This is a genomic window from Nakamurella deserti (assembly GCF_003260015.1).
Lineage (GTDB): Bacteria > Actinomycetota > Actinomycetes > Mycobacteriales > Nakamurellaceae > Nakamurella > Nakamurella deserti.
This window is the reverse complement of sequence record NZ_QCXS01000003.1, coordinates 185,186-207,334: the sequence shown is the minus strand read 5'-3', so window position 1 is coordinate 207,334 and position 22,149 is coordinate 185,186. Positions and strand designations below refer to the sequence as shown.

20 protein-coding genes are annotated in these 22,149 nt (G+C 72.9%); 17 read left to right on the top strand and 3 right to left on the bottom strand.

Annotated features, from left to right (window positions below; genetic code table 11):
• Nucleotides 1-10: 10 nt before the first annotated feature.
• Complete coding sequence (locus tag DB033_RS14345; protein WP_240615913.1) at nt 11-829, top strand: Bax inhibitor-1/YccA family protein; 819 nt, start codon at nt 11-13, stop codon at nt 827-829.
• A 28-nt stretch (nt 830-857) separates the two neighbouring features.
• A complete protein-coding gene (locus DB033_RS14340) occupies nt 858-1,172 on the top strand; it encodes a hypothetical protein (protein ID WP_111767630.1) in 315 nt (104 codons plus the stop codon).
• 10 nt (nt 1,173-1,182) lie between these two features.
• Here the strand turns inward: DB033_RS14340 and DB033_RS14335 are convergent, their stop codons facing one another.
• A complete protein-coding gene (locus tag DB033_RS14335) occupies nt 1,183-2,163 on the bottom strand; it encodes an SGNH/GDSL hydrolase family protein (protein ID WP_157970700.1) in 981 nt (326 codons plus the stop codon).
• Nucleotides 2,164-2,496: 333 nt separating this feature from the next.
• On the opposite strand from DB033_RS14335, the gene DB033_RS14330 reads away from it, so the two are divergent.
• From DB033_RS14330 to ilvA, 5 genes are all read left to right on the top strand, one after another.
• On the top strand, nt 2,497-3,861 hold the full coding sequence (locus tag DB033_RS14330) for a cystathionine beta-synthase (protein ID WP_111767628.1): 1,365 nt from the start codon (nt 2,497-2,499) through the stop codon (nt 3,859-3,861).
• Between the two features lie 60 nt (nt 3,862-3,921).
• Nucleotides 3,922-4,455, top strand: coding sequence for a hypothetical protein (locus DB033_RS14325; RefSeq protein ID WP_111767627.1), 534 nt, complete (start codon nt 3,922-3,924; stop codon nt 4,453-4,455).
• A 90-nt stretch (nt 4,456-4,545) separates the two neighbouring features.
• Nucleotides 4,546-5,697 (top strand): cystathionine gamma-synthase, encoded by a 1,152-nt coding sequence (locus DB033_RS14320; protein WP_111768321.1) that lies wholly within the window; start codon nt 4,546-4,548, stop codon nt 5,695-5,697.
• A 134-nt stretch (nt 5,698-5,831) separates the two neighbouring features.
• Nucleotides 5,832-6,212: a hypothetical protein gene (locus tag DB033_RS14315; protein ID WP_157970699.1), complete on the top strand. Its 381-nt coding sequence runs from the start codon at nt 5,832-5,834 to the stop codon at nt 6,210-6,212.
• A gap of 342 nt (nt 6,213-6,554) precedes the next feature.
• Nucleotides 6,555-7,766 (top strand): threonine ammonia-lyase, encoded by a 1,212-nt coding sequence (gene ilvA, locus DB033_RS14310; RefSeq protein ID WP_111768320.1) that lies wholly within the window; start codon nt 6,555-6,557, stop codon nt 7,764-7,766.
• Nucleotides 7,767-7,842: 76 nt separating this feature from the next.
• Here ilvA and greA read toward each other — a convergent pair whose 3' ends face one another.
• Nucleotides 7,843-8,325: a transcription elongation factor GreA gene (gene greA, locus DB033_RS14305; protein WP_111767625.1), complete on the bottom strand. Its 483-nt coding sequence runs from the start codon at nt 8,323-8,325 to the stop codon at nt 7,843-7,845.
• 690 nt (nt 8,326-9,015) lie between these two features.
• Here greA and mca point away from each other — a divergent pair.
• The 4 genes from mca to DB033_RS14285 all read left to right on the top strand — a co-directional run bounded on the left by mca (nt 9,016) and on the right by DB033_RS14285 (nt 13,075).
• Nucleotides 9,016-9,921, top strand: coding sequence for a mycothiol conjugate amidase Mca (gene mca, locus DB033_RS14300; protein WP_111768319.1), 906 nt, complete (start codon nt 9,016-9,018; stop codon nt 9,919-9,921).
• Nucleotides 9,921-10,232: a hypothetical protein gene (locus tag DB033_RS21155; RefSeq protein ID WP_205843905.1), complete on the top strand. Its 312-nt coding sequence runs from the start codon at nt 9,921-9,923 to the stop codon at nt 10,230-10,232. The genes mca and DB033_RS21155 overlap by 1 nt, the downstream gene beginning before the upstream one ends.
• 118 nt (nt 10,233-10,350) lie before the next feature.
• Entirely contained in the window at nt 10,351-11,565 is a 1,215-nt protein-coding gene (locus DB033_RS14290) for a hypothetical protein (protein ID WP_111767624.1), read from the top strand.
• A gap of 880 nt (nt 11,566-12,445) precedes the next feature.
• Nucleotides 12,446-13,075, top strand: a complete 630-nt coding sequence (locus DB033_RS14285; RefSeq protein WP_111768318.1) for a hypothetical protein — start codon at nt 12,446-12,448, stop codon at nt 13,073-13,075.
• 77 nt (nt 13,076-13,152) lie between these two features.
• Here DB033_RS14285 and trhA read toward each other — a convergent pair whose 3' ends face one another.
• Nucleotides 13,153-13,815, bottom strand: coding sequence for a PAQR family membrane homeostasis protein TrhA (trhA, locus tag DB033_RS14280; protein WP_111768317.1), 663 nt, complete (start codon nt 13,813-13,815; stop codon nt 13,153-13,155).
• 286 nt (nt 13,816-14,101) lie between these two features.
• Here trhA and DB033_RS14275 point away from each other — a divergent pair, with 286 nt between their 5' ends.
• From DB033_RS14275 to DB033_RS14250, 6 genes are all read left to right on the top strand, one after another.
• Complete coding sequence (locus DB033_RS14275) at nt 14,102-14,869, top strand: isoprenyl transferase (RefSeq protein ID WP_111768316.1); 768 nt, start codon at nt 14,102-14,104, stop codon at nt 14,867-14,869.
• A gap of 91 nt (nt 14,870-14,960) precedes the next feature.
• Nucleotides 14,961-16,157, top strand: a complete 1,197-nt coding sequence (locus DB033_RS14270; RefSeq protein ID WP_111767623.1) for a DUF885 domain-containing protein — start codon at nt 14,961-14,963, stop codon at nt 16,155-16,157.
• A 158-nt stretch (nt 16,158-16,315) separates the two neighbouring features.
• Complete coding sequence (locus DB033_RS14265; RefSeq protein ID WP_111767622.1) at nt 16,316-17,011, top strand: response regulator transcription factor; 696 nt, start codon at nt 16,316-16,318, stop codon at nt 17,009-17,011.
• On the top strand, nt 17,008-18,474 hold the full coding sequence (locus DB033_RS14260; protein WP_111767621.1) for a sensor histidine kinase: 1,467 nt from the start codon (nt 17,008-17,010) through the stop codon (nt 18,472-18,474). Before DB033_RS14265 ends, DB033_RS14260 begins: the two co-directional genes overlap by 4 nt.
• Nucleotides 18,475-18,833: 359 nt before the next feature.
• Nucleotides 18,834-20,240, top strand: a complete 1,407-nt coding sequence (locus DB033_RS14255; RefSeq protein ID WP_111767620.1) for a PhoH family protein — start codon at nt 18,834-18,836, stop codon at nt 20,238-20,240.
• Between the two features lie 168 nt (nt 20,241-20,408).
• Nucleotides 20,409-21,983 (top strand): hypothetical protein, encoded by a 1,575-nt coding sequence (locus tag DB033_RS14250; RefSeq protein ID WP_157970698.1) that lies wholly within the window; start codon nt 20,409-20,411, stop codon nt 21,981-21,983.
• The last annotated feature ends 166 nt before the right edge of the window (nt 21,984-22,149 follow it).

Below are 22,149 nucleotides of genomic sequence, written 5' to 3'. Positions count from 1 at the left end.
GGAGCCAACCGTGCAGAAGCCCCGCACCAGCAGCAATCCGGCGTTCAAGAACGTCGACGCCATCGTGCAGGCCCAGCAGAACGCCGCGCCGACCGCGTCCGCGCTGCAGGACATGTACAACCAGCCGTCCTACACACCGCCGGCCACCGCCGGCCGGCGCTACCTCACGGTCGACGACGTCATCGCCAAGACGGCCACCGTCCTCGGCGTGGCGATCATCGCCGCCCTGGCCACGATCTGGCTGCAGAACTCCGGGACCGTGAACACCTACGGTCTGATGATCCCGGCGCTGCTCGTCGGTTTCGTGCTGTCGATGGTCATCATCTTCAAGCGCTCGTCCAACCCCGGGCTGATCCTGGCCTACTCGATCGCCGAAGGCATCCTGCTCGGCGCGATCACCGGCCTGTTCGAGAGCATCCCGCAGTACGAAGGCATCGGCCTGCAGGCCCTCGCCGGCACCATGAGCGTCTTCGTCGGCATGCTGGTCGTCTACAAGACCGGCGCCATCCGGGTCACCCCGAAGTTCACCAAAATGATCATCGGCGCCATGATCGGCATCGTCGGCCTGCTGCTGGTCAACCTGGTCGCGTCCCTGTTCGGCTTCGACATGGGGATCCGCAGCGGTGGCCCGCTGTCGATCGTCATCTCGCTGGTCATTATCGTGGTCGCGGCCCTGAGCTTCCTGCTCGACTTCGACCAGATCGAGCGGGCCGTCAAGGACGGTGCCCCGGCCAACACGGCCTGGTACTACGCCTTCGGCCTGATGGTCACCCTGGTCTGGCTGTACCTGGAGATCTTGCGTCTCCTGTCGTACCTGCGTCAGGACTGACCCCCGGCAGGCCGCTAGCCTGCCTGCCATGACCGATCACCGGCCGGGCCCGCTGTACTCCGCGTTCTTCGGGAGACTGCGGGCCCGGCCGTTGTCGTCCTGGTCGGTGGGGGAGCGGTCGACGGTCGCCCATCGGGCGTGCGCGGAGCTCGCCGCCCTCGGCTGGGCCGCCGAGAACCGGGGCGAGGCGCCGGTACCCACGGTGCCGGACCTCGGCCCGCACGCCCTGGCCGACCAGCTGCAGGTGCTGCTGGACGACGCGCTGGCCGCCGGTGCCGACCCCGCCGCCGTGCACGCCCTGATGGCCGAGCTGGCCACCCGGCTGTCGGTCCGGTTCGACTGACCGGGCGGGGTCAGCCCGACCGACCGCCGCCCGCGTCCGCGGACCGGTGGCCGTCCGGCAGACGGGACGCCGGGAACTCCGGCACTGCGGCGACCGCGGCCGACACGGCCGACCCGAGGCCGGTGAGGACGGCCGGGGACAGCACGGCGACCGCCCGCGCGTAGCCCTCGCCCGACGGGTGGAACAGATCCGGTGAGAACAGCTCCGGATGACCCACGAACCCGGGGCTGACCCACCGCCCGATCGGCACCGCCAGACCGCCCGCCCGGTGCACCGCCTGCTCCTGGCGGGCGGCCAACGACCGCGACCAGTACCCGGCGAGCTGCCGCAGCGGGGCCGGGATGGGGGTGATGACCCCCAGATCCGGGCAGGTGCCGACGACCACGACGACGTCGTGCGTACGGAGCCGCGCCACCGCCGCGGCCAGTGCCCGCACCGACTCCGCGGGCGCGACCCGGTCCCGCACGTCGTTCGGGCCCACGATGACCACGGCCACGTCGACGCCGTCCAGCAGCGCCGCCTCGACCTGACGGGCCAGGTCCGCCGCGCCGGTGCCGACCACCGCGTGGGTGGACAGCTGCACCGGACGGTAGAGCCGCGCGGACAGGTCGCGGGCCAGCATCACGCCCGGCAGGAAGTCCTCGTCGGCGGCCCCGAAGCCGGCACTGGACGAGTCGCCCAGCATCGCCAGCCGCAGCCGCGACAGGTTCCGCGGCACGGTGGGCAGGCGGCGGAAGCGCCCGTCCGGGAGGTAGACGCCGTCCCGGCGGGGCGGCGGCTCGGCGGCCAACCCGATCCGCTCCGCGGCCAGCCGGGCCTGGTGTTCCAGGCCCTTCCACGCCGCCGACCCGGTGCCGACCGCGACGCCGACCCCGGCGGCCAGCGTCACCGCGGTGCGGGCGGCCAGGGCCCGGGTCACCCGACCCGTCAGGGTGGCGTCCGGTGCCGACGCCGCCGCCGGTGCGACCGCCGGTCGGGTGTCCCTCGCCATGCCCCGCCCCTTCCGTGCCCGTACCGTCACCGCGACGGCACCCCCTGTCCGCATTGTGCGCCGATCCGGTGCGCGACGCCCGTCGCCCGGGGCTCAGCGACCCCGGCGGCCGCCGGGACGACGTCGCCTGCGGCCCCGCGACCGCGGCGGCCGCCCTCTCGTGGTGCCGATGCGCGTCGTCGACCGGCTGATACACCGACGGACGGCGACCCCACCACGCCCCGGACCGTTAACCTGGAACAGCGTCGTCGTGCCCGGCGAAGCGGGGTCGCCGCCGACCCCGGGTCGTCGTGACGCCGCCCGCCCCCTTCCCCTGATCCCCGAGGACCTCCCGTGCGTTACGCCAACTCCGTCGTCGAGCTCGTCGGCAACACCCCGCTGGTCCGACTGAACTCGCTCACCGAGGGCCTCAAGCCACTGGTGCTGGCCAAGGTGGAGTACGTCAATCCGGGTGGATCGGTGAAGGACCGCATCGCGGTGAAGATGATCGACGCCGCCGAGGAGGCCGGCCTGCTCAAGCCGGGGGGCACCATCGTCGAGCCCACCAGCGGCAACACCGGCGTCGGGCTCGCGCTGGTCGCGCAGCAGCGCGGCTACAAGTGCGTGTTCGTCTGCCCGGACAAGGTCAGCGAGGACAAGCGCAACGTGCTGCGCGCCTACGGTGCCGAGGTCGTCGTCTGCCCGACCGCGGTGGCCCCCGAGGACCCGAACTCGTACTACAGCGTGTCCGATCGGCTGACCCGCGAGATCCCCGGCGCCTGGAAGCCCGATCAGTACTCCAACCCGGCCAACCCGGCGTCCCACTACGCCTCCACCGGGCCGGAGATCTGGAAGGACACCGACGGGCGGATCACCCACTTCGTCACCGGAGTGGGCACCGGCGGCACCATCTCGGGCACCGGGCGCTACCTCAAGGAGGTCTCCGACGGCCGCGTCCAGGTCATCGGCGCCGATCCGGAGGGCAGCGTCTATTCCGGCGGCACCGGCCGGCCCTACCTCGTCGAGGGCGTCGGCGAGGACTTCTGGCCGAGCGCCTACGACGCCACCGTCACCGACCGCATCGTCGCGGTGAGCGACAAGGACTCGTTCGAGACCACCCGCCGGCTCGCCCGCGAGGAGGGCCTGCTGGTCGGCGGCTCGTGCGGGATGGCGGTCGCCGCGGCGCTAGTGGTGGCCCGCGACCTGACCGAGGACGACGTGCTCGTCGTGCTGCTCCCCGACGGCGGCCGCGGCTACCTGTCCAAGATCTTCTCCGACAGCTGGATGTCCTCCTACGGCTTCATGACCCGCGACACCACCGCCACCGCCGGCGACGTGCTGCGGTCCAAGGACGGCAGCCTGCCCGCCCTGGTCCACACCCACCCGAACGAGACCGTCCGCGACGCCGTGGAGATCCTCCACGAGTACGGCGTCTCGCAGATGCCGGTGGTCAACGCCGAGCCGCCGGTGATGGCCGGCGAGATCTCGGGAGCGGTGTCCGAGCGGGAGCTGCTGGACGCGCTGTTCACCGGGAAGGCGTCGATGAGCGACCCGGTCAAGGCGCACATGTCGTCGACGTTCCCGCTGGTCGGAGCGGGTGAGGACGTGGCGACCGCGCGGACCGCGCTGGAGAGCGCCGACGCGGTGATGGTCATCGAGGACGGCAAGCCCGTCGGCGTGCTCACCCGTGCCGACCTGCTCGCCTTCCTGGCGAAGTAGCCCCTTCTCGGCGGCCCGGCGGGGGCCTACGCTCGGCGTCACCGCTGGTGAGGAGACCCGATGTCGAGCTACCTGCCGGCGCCGTACGAATCGGCGCCCGACGACGACCTGGCCGCGGCGGCCGGCGCCGCCCTCGCCGGGACCACCGCGTTGCTGGTCGCGCTGACCCTGGGCCGGCAGGCCTGGGCGCAGTACCGCAGCGTCGCCGACGTGCTCACCGCCGGCCGCATCGACGGCGCCGAACCGGCCGTCCTCGTGACCACGGTCACCTGGGCGGTGTCCGCGGTCCTGATGGCGGCCGGGGCGCTGGCCCTGCTGATCCGGCGCGGCCGCGGGGCGATCGTGGTGGGGGCGCTGGTCGGACTGGCCGGCACGGCCGCCGCCCGGTGGGGTTTCGACTGGTTCACCCCAACGCATCCGCTGGACGACGCGGCCGTGTACTTCGGTGGCGTCGTCGTCCTGGTGCTGGCCCTGCTGCCACCGGTGGGGCGCTGGATCGCCGGGCGCGGTCGACGACGGCCACGGGGACTGCCGCCCGTGACGTCGGCCACAGCGCTGACCCCGACCACCGTGCAGATCGGGCAGGCCCGCTGAGACGGCACGGGAGCCGCGCCGGCACTCGTTAGCCTGGGGTACGTGACGTCTCCGAACCCTCCCGCCCCGCACCCCGCCCGCGACTCCGTCCTGCGTTCCGACGTCGGAGGCGGCTTCTCCACCCGCGCCATCCACGCCGGTCAGGACCCGGAGCGCACCACCGGTGCGGTCATCGTGCCGATCTACCAGACCTCCACCTTCGCCACCGACGAGGTCGGCACCAGCAAGGCCGGCTACGACTACAGCCGCGCCGGCAACCCGACACGCACGGCCCTCGAGGTGGCGCTGGCGTCCACCGAAGGTGCCCAGTTCGGCTTCACCTTCGCCTCGGGGATGGCCGCCGAGGACACGCTGCTGCGCGCCGCGCTGCGCCCCGGGGACCACATCATCCTGCCGACCGATGCCTACGGGGGGACGTACCGGCTGGTCAACGCCATCCTCGGGCCGTGGGGCATCGAGCACACCGCGGTGCCGCTGACCGACCTGGACGCCGTCCGGGCCGCCGTGCGGCCCCAGACGAAGATGATCATGGCGGAGACGCCGACCAACCCGCTGCTCAACATCTTCGACATCCCGGCGCTGGCCGACATCGCGCACACCGCGGGCGCCACCCTCGTCGTCGACAACACCTTCGCCACCCCGTACCTGCAGAACCCGCTGTCACTCGGTGCCGACGTCGTCGTGCACTCCACCACCAAGTACGTCGGCGGACACTCCGACGTCATCGGCGGGGCGCTGCTGCTCAACGACGGTGAGCTCGCGGCGAAGATCCAGCTGCACTCCAAGTCGATGGGCAGCGGCTCGTCGCCGTTCGACTCGTGGTTGACGCTGCGCGGGCTCAAGACGCTCGCCGTCCGGATGGAGCGGCACTGCGACAACGCCGAGAAGGTCGCGGCCATGCTGTCCGAGCACCCGCGGGTGAGCCAGGTGCTCTACCCCGGGCTCACCGACCACCCCGGCCACCACGTCGCCGCACAGCAGATGCGCCGCTTCGGCGGCATGGTGTCGTTCCGGATGGCAGGCGGCCGCGAGGACGCGATCAAGGTCTGCTCGCGGACCCGGGTGTTCCTGCTGGCCGAGTCGCTGGGCGGGGTCGAGTCGCTCATCGAGCACCCGGGCCTGATGACGCACATGAGCGTCGCCGGGTCGAAGCTCGAGGTGCCGGACGACCTGATCCGGCTGTCCGTGGGGATCGAGGACGTCGACGATCTGCTCGGGGATCTGACGGATGCGTTGAGTTAGCGGTTCTCGAAGCGGTGGTGGACGCCCTCTTCGGCGACGAGGTGAAGCAGCACCTCTTCGGGCGTCCACCACCGCTCCTCGGGCCTCAGCGGTGATCGTGCGGGTGGGGGTGGGGTAGGGCCCTCCGGGTGTGCGTGAGCGCCGTGTCCCGGATCGGCTGTGTGTCTTGTGTGTCGTGGGGGCGGCTGGCCGGTCGACGCCTCATCGGCGACGAAGAGAAGCAGCACCTCTTCGGGCGTCGACCGTTCGTCCTCCAACTGAAGTGGTCGGCGTCGGTGGGCAGGTGCGTGCCGACCGGCGGGTGGGGGTGGGGTAGGGCCCTCCGGGTGTGCGTGGGCGTCGTGTCCCGGATGGGCTGTGTGTCTTGTGTGTCGTGGGGGCGGCTGGCCGGTCGACGCCTCATCGGCGACGAAGAGAAGCAGCACGTCTTCGGGCGTCGACCGGTCGTCCTCCGGCTGGAGTGGTCGGCGTCGGTGGGCAGGTGCGTGCCGACCGGCGGGGTGGGGGTGGGGTAGGGCCCTCCGGTGCGGTCTCGAACGCCGTGTCCCGCATCGGCTGTGTGTCAGTTCGTGTGGTGGGAGCGGCCGGTCGGTCGACGCCCTCATCGGCGACGAAGAGAAGCAGCACCTCTTCGGGCGTCGACCGGCGGTCCTCCGGCTGGTTCGGGGGTCGGGGTCGGGTCGCCGATCGTGCGGGTGGGGGTGGGGTAGAGCCCTCCGGGTGTAAGTGGCGTCGTGTCCCGGATCGGCCCTTTGGCGGTGGTGTCGACAGCGGTCGTGGGGGACAGGACACGAGTGGTCGCGGGGCGGGTCGGCGGGCGGGGGTGGCGAGAGCCGGAGCAGGATGGGCGGATGAACCTGAACCTGGTCACCGTCGAGCAGATCCGGGAGGCGGCCGAGCTGCTGGCCCCGGTCGTCCGGCACACCCCGATGGAGTCGTCGCGGCCGCTCTCGGACCGGGTCGGCGGCCCCGTCTACCTCAAGTGCGAGAACCTGCAGCGCACCGGCTCCTTCAAGATCCGCGGGGCGTACACCCGCATCGCCCGGCTGACCGACGCCGAACGGGCGGCCGGCGTGGTCGCCGCGTCGGCCGGCAACCACGCGCAGGGTGTGGCGCTCGCCGCGAAGCTGCTCGGCTGCCGGGCGACCGTCTTCATGCCGGTGGGGGCGTCGATCGCCAAGCTGCAGGCCACCCGTGCCTACGGCGCGACCGTCGAACTCATCGGTGACACCCTCGACGACGCGCTCGTCGCCGCCCGCGCCTTCGAGACCGAGACGGGTGCGACCCTGGTGCACCCCTTCGACCATCCGGACATCGTGATCGGACAGGGGACCGTCGCGCTGGAGATCCTCGCCGACCTCCCCGACGTGGCCACCGTGGTGATCGCCCTCGGCGGCGGCGGGCTGGTGAGCGGCATGGCCGCGGCGATCAAGGGCCTCCGGCCGGACGTGAGGATCATCGGCGTCCAGGCGGCGCAGGCCGCGGCGTGGCCGAACTCGATCGCCTCCGGCCGGCCGGTCCGGCTGTACGAGATGAGCACCCTGGCCGACGGCATCGCCGTGGGTGAGCCGACCGCCCTGACGTTCGCGCACGTGACCTCGATGGTCGACGAGGTCGTGACGGTCAGCGAGGACCAGCTCAGCCAGGCCATGCTGCTCTGCCTGGAGCGGGCCAAGCTCGTCGTCGAGGCCTCCGGGGCCGCCACCGTCGCCGCGATCATGGCCGAACCGGAGCGGTTCGCGCCGCCCGTGTGCGCGGTGCTGTCCGGCGGCAACATCGACCCGCTGGTCCTGCTGCACGTCACGCAGCACGGCCTGGTGTCGGCGGGGCGCTTCCTCAGCATGCAGATCGACATCCCCGACCGGCCCGGGTCGCTGGCCGGGCTGCTGGCGTTCGTCGGGGAGGCGGGGGCCAACGTGGTCGACGTGTCGCACAGCCGGCTCGGGTCGACCCTGGCGCTGGGCAACGTGCTCGTCGAACTGCGGCTGGAGACCAAGGGACACGATCACGCCGCGGAGCTGGTGGAGCGACTCGCCGCCGCCGGCTTCGTCGTCCGCGCGGTGCTCTGACCGGCATCGGCCACGAGCTCCCCGCAACGCAGAACGACCCGGTGGCCGAGGCCACCGGGTCGTGTCGGACGGGAGGTCAGCCGGTGTAGGGCTTGGCCTGCACGATGACGACCTTCTGCATGTTGCCGTTGGGCAGCAGGTACTCGCGGGTCTCGCCCGCGCTGCCGCCCAGGATCGCCGAGCCGAGCGGCGACTGGGGGGAGTACACCTGCAGATCACCGTGGGCGCCCTCCTCGCGGGAGCCGACCAGGAAAGTCTCGGTGTCGTCCTCGTCGCCGTCGTAGGCCACGGTCACGACCATCCCGGGCTCGACGATGCCGTTGTCGGCGGGTGCGACACCGACCTGCGCGCTGCGCATCAGCTCCTGGAGCTGGCGGATGCGCTGCTCCTGCTTGGCCTGCTCGTCGCGGGCGGCGTGGTAGCCACCGTTCTCCTTGAGGTCGCCCTCCTCGCGGCGCTCGTTGATCTCGGCCGCGATCACCGGACGCTCGGCGACCAGCGCGTCCAGCTCAGCCTTGAGCCGGTCGTGAGCTTCCTGGGTCAGCCACACTTCAGTCATTCGGGTACTCCTTATCACGCGACGAGCCACCCGGCGGGGGTGCTCCCACGACGGGTGGACGGGACTCACCGGCCTGGGCCGGCGGGGGTTCTGCTGGAGCGGGTGGCGCCGGACGGGGAGAAGGAGGGCCGATGGCCCTGCTCGCGACCGTCGATGCCGGACGGTAGGTCCTCCACCGGCGGTCGTGCGAACCGGGAAAGGCGCCGTACCGGTAAATGCATCGACCGGCTTCCCTGATACCGGTGTCGCCACCTGTATCAGTTCGCTGGGTCCGGGCGGTCTGTTCCGCGTCCCGATCCAGGCGTGGGAAACCGGTTCGTTGTCGCCAGGATAACACGCCGACCCCCGCCGGAGACCAGTCGGTGGCCGGCAGGTGAACGATCGTCGCAGGTCGCAGGGGGTGCGCCGACGGTCGGCCGGGGACGTCCGCACCCGATGCGAGACGGCCGTTCGCCGGAGGCGAAAGCCCGTGCGCCGACACCGGTGGCCGCGGGTGGGAAGATCGACGGTGGCGCAGAATGGTGCCCGGGGGCGAAGCCGTCGTGCCCGTCCCCGACGGGCCCGACCGGGACGGCTCTCCGGCGCCGCCGGTGCAGTCCGCCGGTATTCCCGCGCCGCCGCCGACGAAAGAGGAAGTCTCCGATCGTGACCGATCGCAACGTGACCGCCGCGCAGGCCGCGCTCCGGCTGATGGCCGTCCACGCGCACCCCGACGACGAGTCCAGCAAGGGCGCCGCGACCACCGCGAAGTACGCCTCCGAGGGTGTCGGCGTCATGGTCGTGTCCTGCACGGGCGGCGAGCGCGGCGACCTGCTCAACCCGTCGTACAAGGCGATGGACATGGACATCGACGACATCGCGGCCCTCCGGCAGGTCGAGATGGCCAACGCCGCCGACATCCTGGGCGTCGCCCACGAGTGGCTCGGCTACGAGGACTCGGGCTACCACGAGGGCGACCCCGCCGAGTGGGTGCTGCCGGAGAACTCCTTCGCCGCGCACAGCCCGGAGGAGGAGATCGAGGCACTGGTCCGCATCGTCCGCCGCTTCCGTCCGCACGTCATGACCACCTACGACGAGAACGGTGGCTACCCGCACCCGGACCACATCCGCTGCCACGTCGTCTCCATCGGCGCCTACCGCGCCGCGGGCGACCCGGACCAGTTCCCGGACGCCGGCGAGCCGTGGACGGTGTCCAAGCTCTACTACAACGTCGGCTTCTCGATGAAGCGGATGACCGCGATCCACGAGGCCGTCCTGGCGACCGGCGCCGAGTCGCCGTACACGGAGTGGATCGAGCGGTTCAAGAGCATGGACCGCAAGGACTCCTTCGAGCGGGCCACCACCCACATCGAGGTCGCCGACTTCTTCCAGCAGCGCGACGACGCACTGCGCGCCCACGCCACTCAGATCGACCCGGACGCCCACTGGTTCGCCGTGCCGCACGAGCTCGAGCGGGGCGTCTGGTCGACCGAGGAGTACGAGCTGGCCGACTCCCGGGTGCCCACCGAGCTGCCGGAGCACGACCTCTTCGCCGGGCTGCGCGACGGCGCGACCCCGGACACCTCGCTGGCCGCCGCGGAGCGGCAGGCGTCGTGATGCTCGCGCTCGTCCTGCAGCTCGCCGCCGACGACCCCGCGGTGGATCCGACGAGCGGCCGCGGCCCGGAGTGGGGCAAGGCCGCCCCGGTGGCGCTGCTGATCATCCTGCTGATGGGCGTGGCGCTGTTCCTGCTGATCCGCTCGATGAACTCCCAGCTGCGCAAGGTGCCGAGCGCGTTCATGCGGGGTGACACCGCCGGACCCGCGGACGGCCCGGCCGCAGCCGGGGCGACCTCCGACGCGGCGACGCGCGTGGCCGACGAGGAGCCGGCGCCGCCGGGCGACCCCGGGACCACGCCCCGGTCGTGACCCTCGGTGCCCGACCGCTGCGCCGAGCGGGTGCCCGGCCGGGCGCCTTCTCAGGCGATGCGGTAGCCGCCCCGCGATTGCGATACTGACTCCTCGGTTCACGAACGGGGGGCGGGTCGTGCAGACGAGGTTCCGGACGATCGCGGTGACGGCGGCCTTCGTCCTCGTGGCGGCGGGATGCGCGGGGGACCCGGCCCGGCCGTCGGACACCGGGAACGCCGGAGCCGCGTCGACCGCGGCGGCCGGTGGCACCGCGGCGGACCGCACGCTCACCTCCGCGTCAGCCGCCCCGGCGCCCGGCACGCCTGCCGCTCCCGGCACGCCCGCCGCCACTGTCACGTCCGCCACCGTCAGCGCCGCTGCCACGGCCACGACCACCGAGGGCGGCGGCGGCGTGCCCGCGGGGCCGAGCATCACGCTCGCGCAACCGTCGACCGCCCTGGCCAAGGGCATCATGGTGAACACCGTCATCGGCGGTGGCGCCCCGGTGGACATGGTGGTCGACACCGGCTCCAACGGCGTTCTCGTGTCCAGGAAGTACGTCGGCGCCGCCGCCACACCCATGACCCCCGCCCGCACCTTCACCGGGTTCGGCTACTCCAGCAGCGGCAACACCTACAGCGGTGAGTGGATGACGGCGACGCTCGAGCTCGGTGCGCCCGGCGGCGGCGACCACCCCGCGCAGACGGTGCCGATGGCCATCCGGGTCGTCGAGGAGGACGACGTCGCGATGATGGGCGTCGGCTTCGCCCGCGGCGGTGGTGGCGCGGACGCCGACCTGGACGGCCCCGGGCTCAACCCGTTCCTGCACCTGACCGGTATGAGCAGCGGCGCCCAGCCGTCGGCGTACGTGGTCGGACTCGGTGGCGTCGTCCTCGGTCCCACCGCCGCGGATCTCGCCGGGTTCCAGACCGTCGCCCTGACCAGGAACGCCGCCGGCACCGACTGGGACGCCGCCCCCGCGTGCGTCGCCGTACCGACCGGCGGGGTGGCCGCGCAGTGCGGCACGCTGCTGCTCGACACGGGTCTGGGCTACGCGATCATCCAGGCGCCGGCGGGGATCGCACCGCCGACGGTGCCGGCGGCGACCAGCGGCACCCGGCCGAGCGTCGCCACCGGCCAGCAGGTGCAGATCACCGTCCCGGGAATGACCACACCGCTGTACGACTTCACCGTGGGCGGCGCCGGGGCGCCACCGACGGTGCAGTGGGGGCACGACCTCACCGCCGGAGCGCCGTTCATGAACGTGAGCCGGTACGCGCTGACCCAGCACGACTACCTGTACGACGCCGACACCGGGCATGTCGGGTTCCGGTCGGCGGCGGGCGGCTGAATCCGGCGGGACCACGGGGGTTGTGAGCTCGCCGCCCGAGCGCGGTTGGTGGACGGCGGCCGGTACGTGACTATCGGTCCCGACCTGCTGTTTGCCGCCGTCGCCGGACACGCCGGGTTCCGGTCGGCGGCGGGCGCTGACTCCGGCGGGACCACGGGGGCTGTGAGCTCGCCGCCCGAGCGCGGTTGGTGAACGGCGGCCGGTACGTGCTGGTCGGTCCCGGCCCGCTGTAGGCCGTCGGCACCGGGGTTCCGGTCGGCGGCGGGCGGCTGACTCCGGCGGGACCACGGGGGTTGTGAGCTCACCGAGCAGCGCGGTTCGTGAACGGCGGCCGGTACGTGCTCGTCGGTCCCGACCTGCTGTTTGCCGCCGTCGCCGGACACGCCGGGTTCCGGTCGGCGGCGGGCGCTGACTCCGGCGGGACCACGGGGGTTGTGAGCTCGCCGTCGGAGGGCCGTTCACGGGTGGAAGCCGGCACATCCTGACTCCCCGGCACAACGACCTCCGCCGACGCCCGCACCGGGCACGTCGGGTTGGGGTGGGCGGCCGGCGGCTTGTTCCCGCGTCTCGACGACCGTCCGCCCCGGAGCGCCGCGGCCTCGACGCCGTCGGTGCAAGATCAGGCGTGTCCCGCCGGCCCGCCGCAGGCCCCCGCCCCCCACCACGGCCGCCCGGGTCCCCAGCGTCAAATCGCGGCCCCGTCCACGACGGCCCCGGCCGTGAATCCATCCGTCACCCGTCATGCCGGGCATCCCGCTCCGCTCTGGGCAGATCCCACTGGCGCACGTCGTGAAAGCGCGTAATCATGTAATCAACGTTGCGACGACAGAAGGAGTGGACCATGAGACCACCGTTCGCCACCGGCGACTTCGGACCCGGGATGCGCGGCGGCCGCCGCGGAGGACCGGGGGAGGGCTTCGGGCCCGAGGGATTCGGCGGCCGCGGCCGCGGCCGTGGGCCGGGCCGCACACCGGCCGACGTCCCGGACGCCACCGACGCCGCCGGCTGGTTCGCCGGCCGGCTGCCCGACGGGCTCTTCGCCGGAACGCCGACCATCACCGTCGACCGCGAGGAGATCACCGTCATCGGCGACCTGCCGCCGCTGACCGAGCAGCAGGCCGACCCGGCGGCGCAGGCTGCAGCGGAGGCCGGCCGCATCGCCCGCTTCCGGGAGGAGACCCGGGAGGTGCGCATCGAGGTCGCCCGGCAGGCCGAGCACCGCTACGCGCGGCACGTCACCTGGGGTGCCCGCCTCGGCGGTACCGAGCAGGTGTTCACCGCCTTGTCGGTGCCGGTGATGACCCGCCTCGCGCAGGCCGAGCGCCAGGTCCTCGACACGCTCATCGACGCCGGGGTGGCCCGGTCCCGCTCCGAGGCGCTGGCCTGGTCGGTCCGGCTGGTCGGCGAACACGCTCAGAGCTGGCTGGGCGAGCTTCGCGACGCGATGGAGCAGGTGAACCGGGTGCGCAGCCAGGGACCCGGCTTCGACAAGGGTGAGCCGAGCAGCTGACACCGATCACGACGACGGCCGGGCCGGGACACATGGTCCCGACCCGGCCGTCGTCGTGAGGGGCGGTCCCGCCCGGATCAGCTGAAGAGCACCAGCCAGATGGCGACGCAGTGGCAGGCCGCGGCAAGCGAGACGCAGGCGTGGAAGACCTCGTGGTAGCCGAAGACGCCCGGCCACGGGTTCGGGCGGCGGGTCGCGTACATGACCGCACCGACCGTGTAGAACAGCCCACCGACGCACATCAGCACGACCGGCGCGACACCGGTGGCCGCGAGCAGCTCCGGGATGATGAAGACCGCGACCCAGCCGAGGGCGACGTAGATCGGCACGCCGAGCCAGCGCGGCGAGTTCGGCCAGCCGAGCTTGAGCACGATGCCGCCCAGCGCACCGCCCCACACCACGGCCAGCACCCAGTTGCCCGAGCTGGACGGCAGCGCCAGCAGGGCGAACGGTGTGTAGGTGCCCGCGATGAACAGGAAGATCATCGAGTGGTCGAGCCGCTTCATCCACACGCGGCTGCGGTCGGACGTCCAGGTGTGCCGGTGGTAGGTGGCGCTCACCCCGAACAGCGCGACGATGGTGACGGAGTAGACCGCACACGCGAAGGCGGCCTGCGCTCCCACCGCGGTCGCGGCCAGCGTGGTCAGGGTGATGCCGACGACCACCGCGACGATCGCGGAGTAGAAGTGGATCCAGCCCCGGGCTCTCGGTCTCGTCTTCGGTCTGTCCGGCGCCAGCATCGTCACTCCCTGAGGTTACCGGGGTGCCCTGTGCATGGACGGTGGTCGCCGGGTGACCTTGGTCCCCGAACGCACGGCGTGGACGTCGCCGCGGTGACGCGTCCGGGCCGCGGGCACCGTCGATACCCCCGGAACGCACGGTCGGCTCCCCGAACGGGCATCCCGGCACACGGGCGGGGCGGTGACCGGCGAGCGGACCACCAGCCGCGCACGGCCGGCCGGACCCCACGGCGGCGGGCGACGGTCCGGCCCGGACGCGGGCGCCACGGCGCGTAAGGTCACCCGCGTGAGGTTGCCAGCCCTGTTGTACCGGGTGTACGAGAAGCGGTTGGCCCGCGACCTCGTGGGCGCGGACCTGCCCCATCACGTCGGCGTCATGCTCGACGGCAACCGGCGCTGGGCCCGGGAGAAGGGCTTCACCGACCCGAACGAGGGTCACCGCGCAGGTGCCGCGCACATCGACCAGCTGCTCGAGTGGTGCACCGAGTCGGGCATCCGGGTCGTCACGCTGTGGCTGCTGTCCACCGACAACCTGCGCCGTCCGCTCGCCGAGCTGGATCCGCTGCTGCAGATCATCACCGATGTCGTCGACGAACTCGCCGCGCCCGGTCAGCCGTGGAAGCTGCGGATGGTGGGTGCGCTGGACCGGCTCCCGGCCCCGATGCAGGCCCGGTTGTCCGGCGCTGAGCAACGGACCGCCGGCCGCGAGGGCGCGGAGGTCAACATCGCCGTCGGCTACGGCGGTCGCCAGGAGATCGTCGACGCGGTCAAGTCGCTGCTGCGCGACCACGTCGCGCAGGGCCAGACCCTGGAGGAGGTGATCGACGGCCTCAACGTCGAGGCCATCGGCGAACACCTCTACACCTCCGGCCAGCGCGACCCCGATCTCGTCATCCGCACGTCCGGGGAGCAGCGCATCGGTGGCTTCATGATGTGGCAGAGCGTGCACACCGAGTTCTGGTTCTGCGACGCCTACTGGCCGGACTTCCGGCGGGTGGACTTCCTCCGGGCGCTGCGCGACTACGCCGCCCGGCACCGGCGTTTCGGGAACTGACCGGCGGCCCCGCCCGCCAGGAGCGGGGGCCCGGACCCGCAGCGGGTGACGCCGCCCGGGTGGTGACCGGCGAGCGCATAGGGTGCCCGGCATGGATCTCGTGCAGGAATACCTCAAGCTGGGGCTGCGGTTCGACCGCGTCGTGGAGGGCTATGTCGATGCCTACATCGGCCCGGCGGAGCTGCGCGCCCAGGTCGCCGACGAGCCGCAGCCCGATCCGGCCGAGCTGTCCCGGCAGGCCGCCGCGCTGTCGCGTGAGGTGGCCGCGTCCGATCTCGCCCCGGCCCGGATCGGTTTCCTCACCGCCCACCTGGACGCGCTGACGGTCGGCGGCCGCCGGCTGGCCGGCGAGGAGATGAGCTTCGTCGACGAGGTCCGCAGCTACTTCCAGGTCGACATCGCGCCGATCCCCACCGACGTCTTCGCCGCCGCCCACGACGAGATCTCGGCGTTGCTGGGCGGCTCCGGTCCGCTGATCGACCGCTGGTCGGCGTTCCGCGAGGCCGACACCTGTCCGGTGCCGCAGGTGGAGACCGCGGTGCGGACGCTGGCCGCGGCGCTGCGCGAGCGGGTGGCCGGGCCGACGGGGCTGCCCGCCGACGAGCACATCGACTTCGAGATCGCCGCCGACGCCGCCTGGAGCGGCTTCAACTACTACCTGGGCGGCTACCGGTCACGCGTCGCGGTCAACGCCGGGGTCGGGCACCGGATCAGCCAGCTGCCGGTGCTCACCGCCCACGAGTGCTACCCCGGGCACCACACCGAGCACTGCCGCAAGGAGGACCTGCTCATCGGGCGCGGCGGCGAGCTGGAGCACTGCGTGTTCCTGGTCAACACGCCCCAGTGCGTGATGGCCGAGGGCCTGGGCGACCTGGCGCTGGCCGCCGCCGTCGGTCCCGGGTGGGGCGCCTGGTCGCGGCAGGTCCTCGACGGCATCGGCCCGTCGTTCGACCCGGACCTGGTCGAGGCGCTGGAGATCGCCTCCCGCCCGCTCAACTCGGTCCGGCAGAACGCCGCGATCATGCTGCACGACCAGGGCGCCGACGAGGCCGAGGTGCTGGATTACCTGCAGCGCTGGTGGCTGGTCAGCGAGCAGCGGGCCCGGCACATGCTGCGCTTCATGAGCGATCCGCTGTGGCGCGCCTACACCTCCACCTACGTGGAGGGGGAGCGGCTGCTGCGCCCGTGGCTGGAGGCCCGACCGGCCGGGCAGCCGGCGATGCAGCGCTTCCAGCGGCTGCTCGACGAGCCACTGACCCCGGCGATGATCCAGGCCGAGCTGGTCTGACCCGACCGGGTGCATCGCGGAGCGTCCCATCGGTTTCCCATCCGCCACCGATGCCCCCCACGCCGTGGTCTGATGTTCTCCTCCGTGGTGTCCGGCCGTCCGCTGCGGCACCGACCGATCGTCCGGGCCCGCCCGGACCTCCTGACGAAGGTGACGCGATGACAGGCACGACCCGACTCCTGGTCGTCGACGACGAGCCCTCGCTGCAGGACATCGTCGCCACGTCGATGCGCTTCCTGGGCTACCAGGTGAGCACCGCCTCGACCGGTCGTGAGGCGGTCAAGGCCGCCATCGCCGACCATCCGGACCTGCTGATCCTGGACGTGATGCTGCCGGACTTCGACGGCATCGAGGTGATGAAGCGGATCCGGGACGCCGGCCTGGACTCCGGGGTGGTGTTCCTGTCCGCCCGGGACACCCCGGCCGACAAGATCGCCGGCCTCACCGCCGGCGGCGACGACTACGTGACCAAGCCCTTCGGCCTGGAGGAGCTCGCCGCCCGGGTGTCGGCGGTGCTGCGGCGGGTGCGCCCGGAGAGCGGCTCCGGCTCGGTGATCCGGGTCTCGGACCTGGAGCTGGACGAGGAGACCTACGAGGTCCGCCGCGCCGGGCAGCTCATCGAGCTGGCGCCCACCGAGTACAAGCTGCTGCGCCACCTGATGGTCAACGCCAACGTCGTACTGTCCCGGGCCCAGTTGCTCGACGCGGTCTGGGGCACCGACTTCTACGGCGACGACTCGGTGGTCGCCACCTACATCTCCTACCTGCGGCGCAAGATCGACGCGGGGTCGGCCGAGCCGCTGCTGTACACCCACCGCGGGTTCGGCTACGTCCTGCGCGGCATCCGGCAGTGAGCTTCCCGGCCGGCGAGGCACCGCTGCCGCCCCGGCCGCGCTGGTCGCTGCGGGCCCGGTTGATCGGCCTCGTCCTGCTGGTAACGACGCTGGCCCTGGTGGTGGTCGACATCGTGCTGCCCACCCTGGTCAGGGGAGCGCTGAACACCACCCGCGACCAGTCGCTGAACGTGGTCGTCACCGCCCTTCCCGGCCGGATCGGTCCGGACAACCTGGAGCGACTCACCGCCACCAGCACGTTGCGCGGTGGCATCGGCTGGAGCCTCGTCTACCCGGACGGGAAAGTGAAGAGCCTGGTCGGGCCGGCCGACGACGATCCCGGTCCGCTCCTCGCCGGTGACCTGGGCACTCAGCTGCGCACCGTGGGCGGTCTGCAGACCGGCGACCACTACCGGATCCTGCCGACGCAGGTCGCAGCCGATGGGGAGACCGCCACGCTCGTCGCCTGGACCAACGTCGAGGACGACGCCGAGCTGCTCGAGCGGTTGATCGTCACCGAGCTGGTCATCTCCGCCGGACTGCTGCTGCTCCTGGGGTCCGCCGCGTCGCTGCTCATCCGGCGGGAACTCAAGCCCCTCGAGCAGATGGCCGACACCGCCGACTCCATCGCCGCCGGTGACCTCAGCCGCCGGGTCGCCGTCGGTGAGTCCGGTGTCGAGGTCGACCGTCTCGGGGTGGCGTTCAACGGGATGCTGGACGGGATCAACACGCTGCTCGCCGAGCGCGAGGCCGCCGAACACCGGCTGCGCCAGTTCGTCGCAGACGCCTCCCACGAGCTGCGCACCCCGGTCGCCGCGGTCCGCGGCTACTCCGACCTCTACGCCGCCGGGGCGCTGCCGGAGGCGCCGGCGGTGGCTCGGGCGATGGAGCGGATGGGCTTCGAGGCCCGCCGGATGGGGTCGCTGGTGGAGGACCTGCTGACGCTGGCGCAGGCCGACGCGCCCGACTCGTTGGTGGCCGACCGGGTGGAGCTCACCGACCTGCTGGCCGGCGCGGTCGAGGACGCCGCGGCGATCGACCCGTCCCGGCAGTGGGTGATGGTGCCGCGGCCCGACGACCTGCCGCCCATCGTGGTGTTCGGCGACCACAACCGGCTGCACCAGCTGTTCGCCAATCTGCTCGGCAACATCCGCACCCACACCGAGCCGGGCACCACCGCCACCGTCTCGGTCGAGCCCGACCCGGACCCCAGGTTCGTCGTGGTGACCGTCGCCGACGACGGGCGTGGGGTGGACGCCGCGGCGCTGCCGTTCCTGTTCGACCGGTTCTACCGCGCCGACCCGTCCCGCAGTCGGGAGCACGGCGGATCGGGACTCGGACTGGCCATCGTGGCGGCCATCGCGACCGCCCACGGGGGCGCCGTGTCGGCGACGCGGGCCGCCGCCGGAGGGCTCGCGGTCCGCGTCCGGCTCCCGCAGGCCCGGCCCGGTGACGGCCGCCCCGCCACGGTTGCCACGGCCTGACGGCCTCCTGCGGCCCGGGAGTCCTCGGACGGCGCAGTCCGGGTGCCGGTGTGAACGCCGTGTTTCGTCCGGATGGACGAGAACCCCGTTCGACGCGAACGGCGGGGATCCCGCGTCGGATCACGCGTGTCCGGCGTCCGGCCGGCCGCGGATCCGCGTACTTTCGCACCTACGGGCCGTGGGGAAGCGGTCCCGTTCGGGAGGTCTCGATTCGTGCCAGTGCCACAGCACCGAGCGCGGAGGAGGCCGGCATCCGGTCTCCGCGACCCGCTGACGCGGTCCGTCAGCGACGTGAGGAGACCGACCGGCCACTTCGCCGATCCAGGGGGCGTGTGATGCCACGCCCAGGGGAGCACCCGATGGCCATCAGCAGCCGTGCCGCCACATCCGACCCCGCTCCGATCCCCGGTTCCTCGGCTGCCGCCGACCCCGCCGCCGCCGGGCGTGCACCGGACCTGCGGGCCCCGGACGTGCAGACCTACGTCATCGACACCTCCGTGCTGCTGTCCGACCCGGGCGCGTTCACCCGCTTCGCCGAGCACGAGGTGGTCCTCCCTCTGGTGGTGATCAGCGAGCTGGAGGCCAAGCGCCACCACCCCGAACTCGGGTACTTCGCCCGCCAGTCGCTGCGCTTCCTCGACGACCTGCGCATCGCCCACGGCCGCCTGGACACCGCGGTACCGGTCGGCACCGAGGGGGGCACCCTGCGGGTCGAGCTCAACCACACCGACCCGTCGGTCCTGCCGCTGGGGTTCCGCACCGACGGCAACGACAGCCGCATCCTGGCCTGCGCGCTGAACCTCGCCGCGGAACGAGTCAGAGGCACGGTCGTTCTTGTCAGCAAGGACATGCCGCTGCGGGTGAAGGCCTCGGCGGTGGGTCTGCGGGCCGACGAGTACCGCGCGATCGACGTGGTGCCGTCCGGGTGGACCGGCACCGCCGAGGTCGCCGTCGCCCAGGAGACCGTCGACGCGCTCTACGCCACCGGTGTGGTCGACGTCGACGAGGCGCGGGAGATGCCCTGCCACACCGGTCTGAAGCTGGTCGGTTCCGGCGGGTCCGCGCTCGGCCGGGTCACCGCCGGCAAGCAGGTCCGGCTGGTCCGCGGCGAGCGGGAGGCGTTCGGTCTGCGCGGACGGTCCGCCGAGCAGCGGCTGGCCCTGGATCTGCTGATGGACGACGAGGTGGGGATCGTGTCCCTCGGCGGGCGGGCCGGCACCGGCAAGTCCGCGCTGGCGCTCTGCGCCGGGCTCGAGCTGGTGATGGAGCGCCGCGCGCACCGCAAGGTCGTGGTGTTCCGCCCGCTGTACGCGGTCGGCGGGCAGGAGCTGGGGTACCTGCCGGGCAGCGAGGGCGAGAAGATGGGCCCCTGGGCGCAGGCGGTCTTCGACACCCTCGGTGCCGTGGTGTCACCGGCCGTGGTCGAGGAGGTGGTGGCCCGCGGCATGCTCGAGGTACTGCCGCTGACCCACATCCGCGGCCGGTCGCTGCACGACTCGTTCGTCATCGTCGACGAGGCCCAGTCGCTGGAGCGCAACGTCCTGCTCACCGTGCTGTCCCGCATGGGCGCCAACTCGCGTGTCGTGCTCACCCACGACGTCGCGCAACGGGACAACCTGCGGGTCGGCCGGCACGACGGCATCGCCGCCGTGGTGGAGGCGCTCAAGGGACACCCGCTGTTCGCCCACATCACCCTCAGCCGCTCGGAGCGGTCACCGATCGCGGCGCTGGTCACCGAGATGCTGGAGTTCCCCGAGCTGTCCTGACGTGGACGCCCACGACGGCCGGGCCCGGCACGACCGGGCCCGGCCGTCGTCGTGTCCGTGCAGCTCAGTGCCGGCGCCCCGGTCGCTCGACCGGGCTCCGCCGAGGCGATGCTCTACCGTGGCCGTGTCCCGCCGCTCGCGGCGCACCGACGAGAAGGAGCCCGCCGTATGCCCCGACGCCGTAGGTCCGCGGGCCTGACCGCAGGCCTGACCGCCGTGCTCGTGCTGGGCGTTCCGCTCGCGCTGGGCACCGTGGCGGCCGCGGAGCCGGCCACCCAGAAACAGGGCGCGCGCACCGTCGCGGTCAGCGAGTCCCAACTGCCGGACACCGACGCCACCTTCACCGTCACCGGCAGCGGCTTCGACCCGGCGGTGGACACCTACCTGGCCGTGTGCCGTGCCGACATCACCGCCACCGACCCGCTGACCACCTGCGTCGGCGGTCCGGTGCCGGACGACAACGACACCGCCGGTTGGGCGGAGGTCACCAGCGAGCCCGAGGGCAAGCGCAACTCCGCGGTGTACGGCGACGGCGGCACGTTCAGCGTCGACCTGACGCTGACGTCGGCGTCCGACGCCGGCGTGGACTGCGTCGCCGAGGGCTGTGTGCTGATCGTCCGCAGCGCCGGCGAGGAGGCCGACCGGCCGCAGGACATCACCGTCGGACTCGGCTTCGCCGCCGCCCCCAGCTCGTCGGCGTCGTCGGAGAGCAGCACCACCGCCAGCGAAGCCCCCGCGACCGTCGGGCCGGACACGGTGGCCCTGCCCGAGGCCTACCTCGGGCAGCAGCAGACCGTCGTCTTCACCGGCTTCGCCCCGGACGAGGAGGTCGGCGTCACGGTGTTCTCCGAGCCGGTGAACGTCGACGGCGTCGTCGCGAGCCCGGCGGGGGTCGTCGCCATCACCTTCCCGGTCAGCGAGGCGCTGGTTCCCGGGACGCACACCGTCCAGGCCATCGGCCGTCAGTCCGGGGTGATCGGGATCGCCAGCTTCGCCGTCGTCGCGCCCCCCGTGACCAGCTCCGCTTCGGTGGAGACCAGCACCAGCGCGCCGACCACCGAGGCGAGCAGCGCGCCGGTCACCACCGCGGCGCCGACGACCACCGAGAGCAGCACCGGTGCCGCCGTCACCACCGGGGAGGCGACGACGACCGGGTCGGCGGCACCGGCCGAGCCGGTCGACCCCGGACGCAACCTGTGGTGGGTGTGGGTGACCCTCGCCCTGCTGGTCGTCGCCGCGGCGGTCGCGGTGGCCGTGACCGCTTCCCGGCGCCGGGCCCAGCAGCTCGAGCAGGAGCAGCTGGACCGCGAGGCCGAGCTGGCCGCGATGGCCGACACCCACCCGCCGACCTGGGCGGGCGGCACCGGGGCGCCCTACACCTCGCCGCCCCCGCGACCGGGGTACGAGCCGTACGACCCGGGTCAGTCCTACGGGCTGCTGTCGGGACGCGACGGGGACGGGCCGGCGTTGTACTCCGGCCAGGGTCTCGGCGGCCAGGCTTCCCGCGACGACGAACCGCCGACCCGGTGGATCGACCCCGACGACCGCTCCGCGGACCTGCCGACCACGGCGATCCGACCCGAGCGTCCCGACGCCGGCAGCACCCCGGCCGCGCCGTCGACGCCGCCGGCGACGGAGCGCGCCGCCCCGGACGGGGACGACCCGGACGCCCCACGCACCCAGCAGTGGTCGCCGTTCGGCGACGAGGACGAGGGCGGCGGGGAGCCACCCCGGCGCCGCTGAGCCGGTGGCCGGGCCGGGCGGCAGCCGTGCCGCCGCGCGTCGTCGTACCGAGGCGCCGCTGAGCCGGTGGCCGGGCCGGGCGGCAGCCGTGCCGCCGCGCGACGTCGCACCGCTGAGCCGGTGGCCCGGCGGCCGGGAACGGGTGGACGGGCCGCCGTGCCGACGA

Coding starts and splice junctions, on each gene's coding strand:
- DB033_RS14340 (WP_111767630.1), top strand. CDS start 858: ATGACCGATCACCGGCCGGGCCCGCTGTACTCCGCGTTCTTCGGGAGA.
- DB033_RS14335 (WP_157970700.1), bottom strand. CDS start 2,163: ATGGCGAGGGACACCCGACCGGCGGTCGCACCGGCGGCGGCGTCGGCA.
- DB033_RS14325 (WP_111767627.1), top strand. CDS start 3,922: ATGTCGAGCTACCTGCCGGCGCCGTACGAATCGGCGCCCGACGACGAC.
- greA (WP_111767625.1), bottom strand. CDS start 8,325: ATGACTGAAGTGTGGCTGACCCAGGAAGCTCACGACCGGCTCAAGGCT.
- mca (WP_111768319.1), top strand. CDS start 9,016: ATGGCCGTCCACGCGCACCCCGACGACGAGTCCAGCAAGGGCGCCGCG.
- DB033_RS21155 (WP_205843905.1), top strand. CDS start 9,921: ATGCTCGCGCTCGTCCTGCAGCTCGCCGCCGACGACCCCGCGGTGGAT.
- DB033_RS14285 (WP_111768318.1), top strand. CDS start 12,446: ATGCGCGGCGGCCGCCGCGGAGGACCGGGGGAGGGCTTCGGGCCCGAG.
- trhA (WP_111768317.1), bottom strand. CDS start 13,815: ATGCTGGCGCCGGACAGACCGAAGACGAGACCGAGAGCCCGGGGCTGG.
- DB033_RS14270 (WP_111767623.1), top strand. CDS start 14,961: ATGGATCTCGTGCAGGAATACCTCAAGCTGGGGCTGCGGTTCGACCGC.
- DB033_RS14265 (WP_111767622.1), top strand. CDS start 16,316: ATGACAGGCACGACCCGACTCCTGGTCGTCGACGACGAGCCCTCGCTG.
- DB033_RS14255 (WP_111767620.1), top strand. CDS start 18,834: ATGGCCATCAGCAGCCGTGCCGCCACATCCGACCCCGCTCCGATCCCC.
- DB033_RS14250 (WP_157970698.1), top strand. CDS start 20,409: ATGCCCCGACGCCGTAGGTCCGCGGGCCTGACCGCAGGCCTGACCGCC.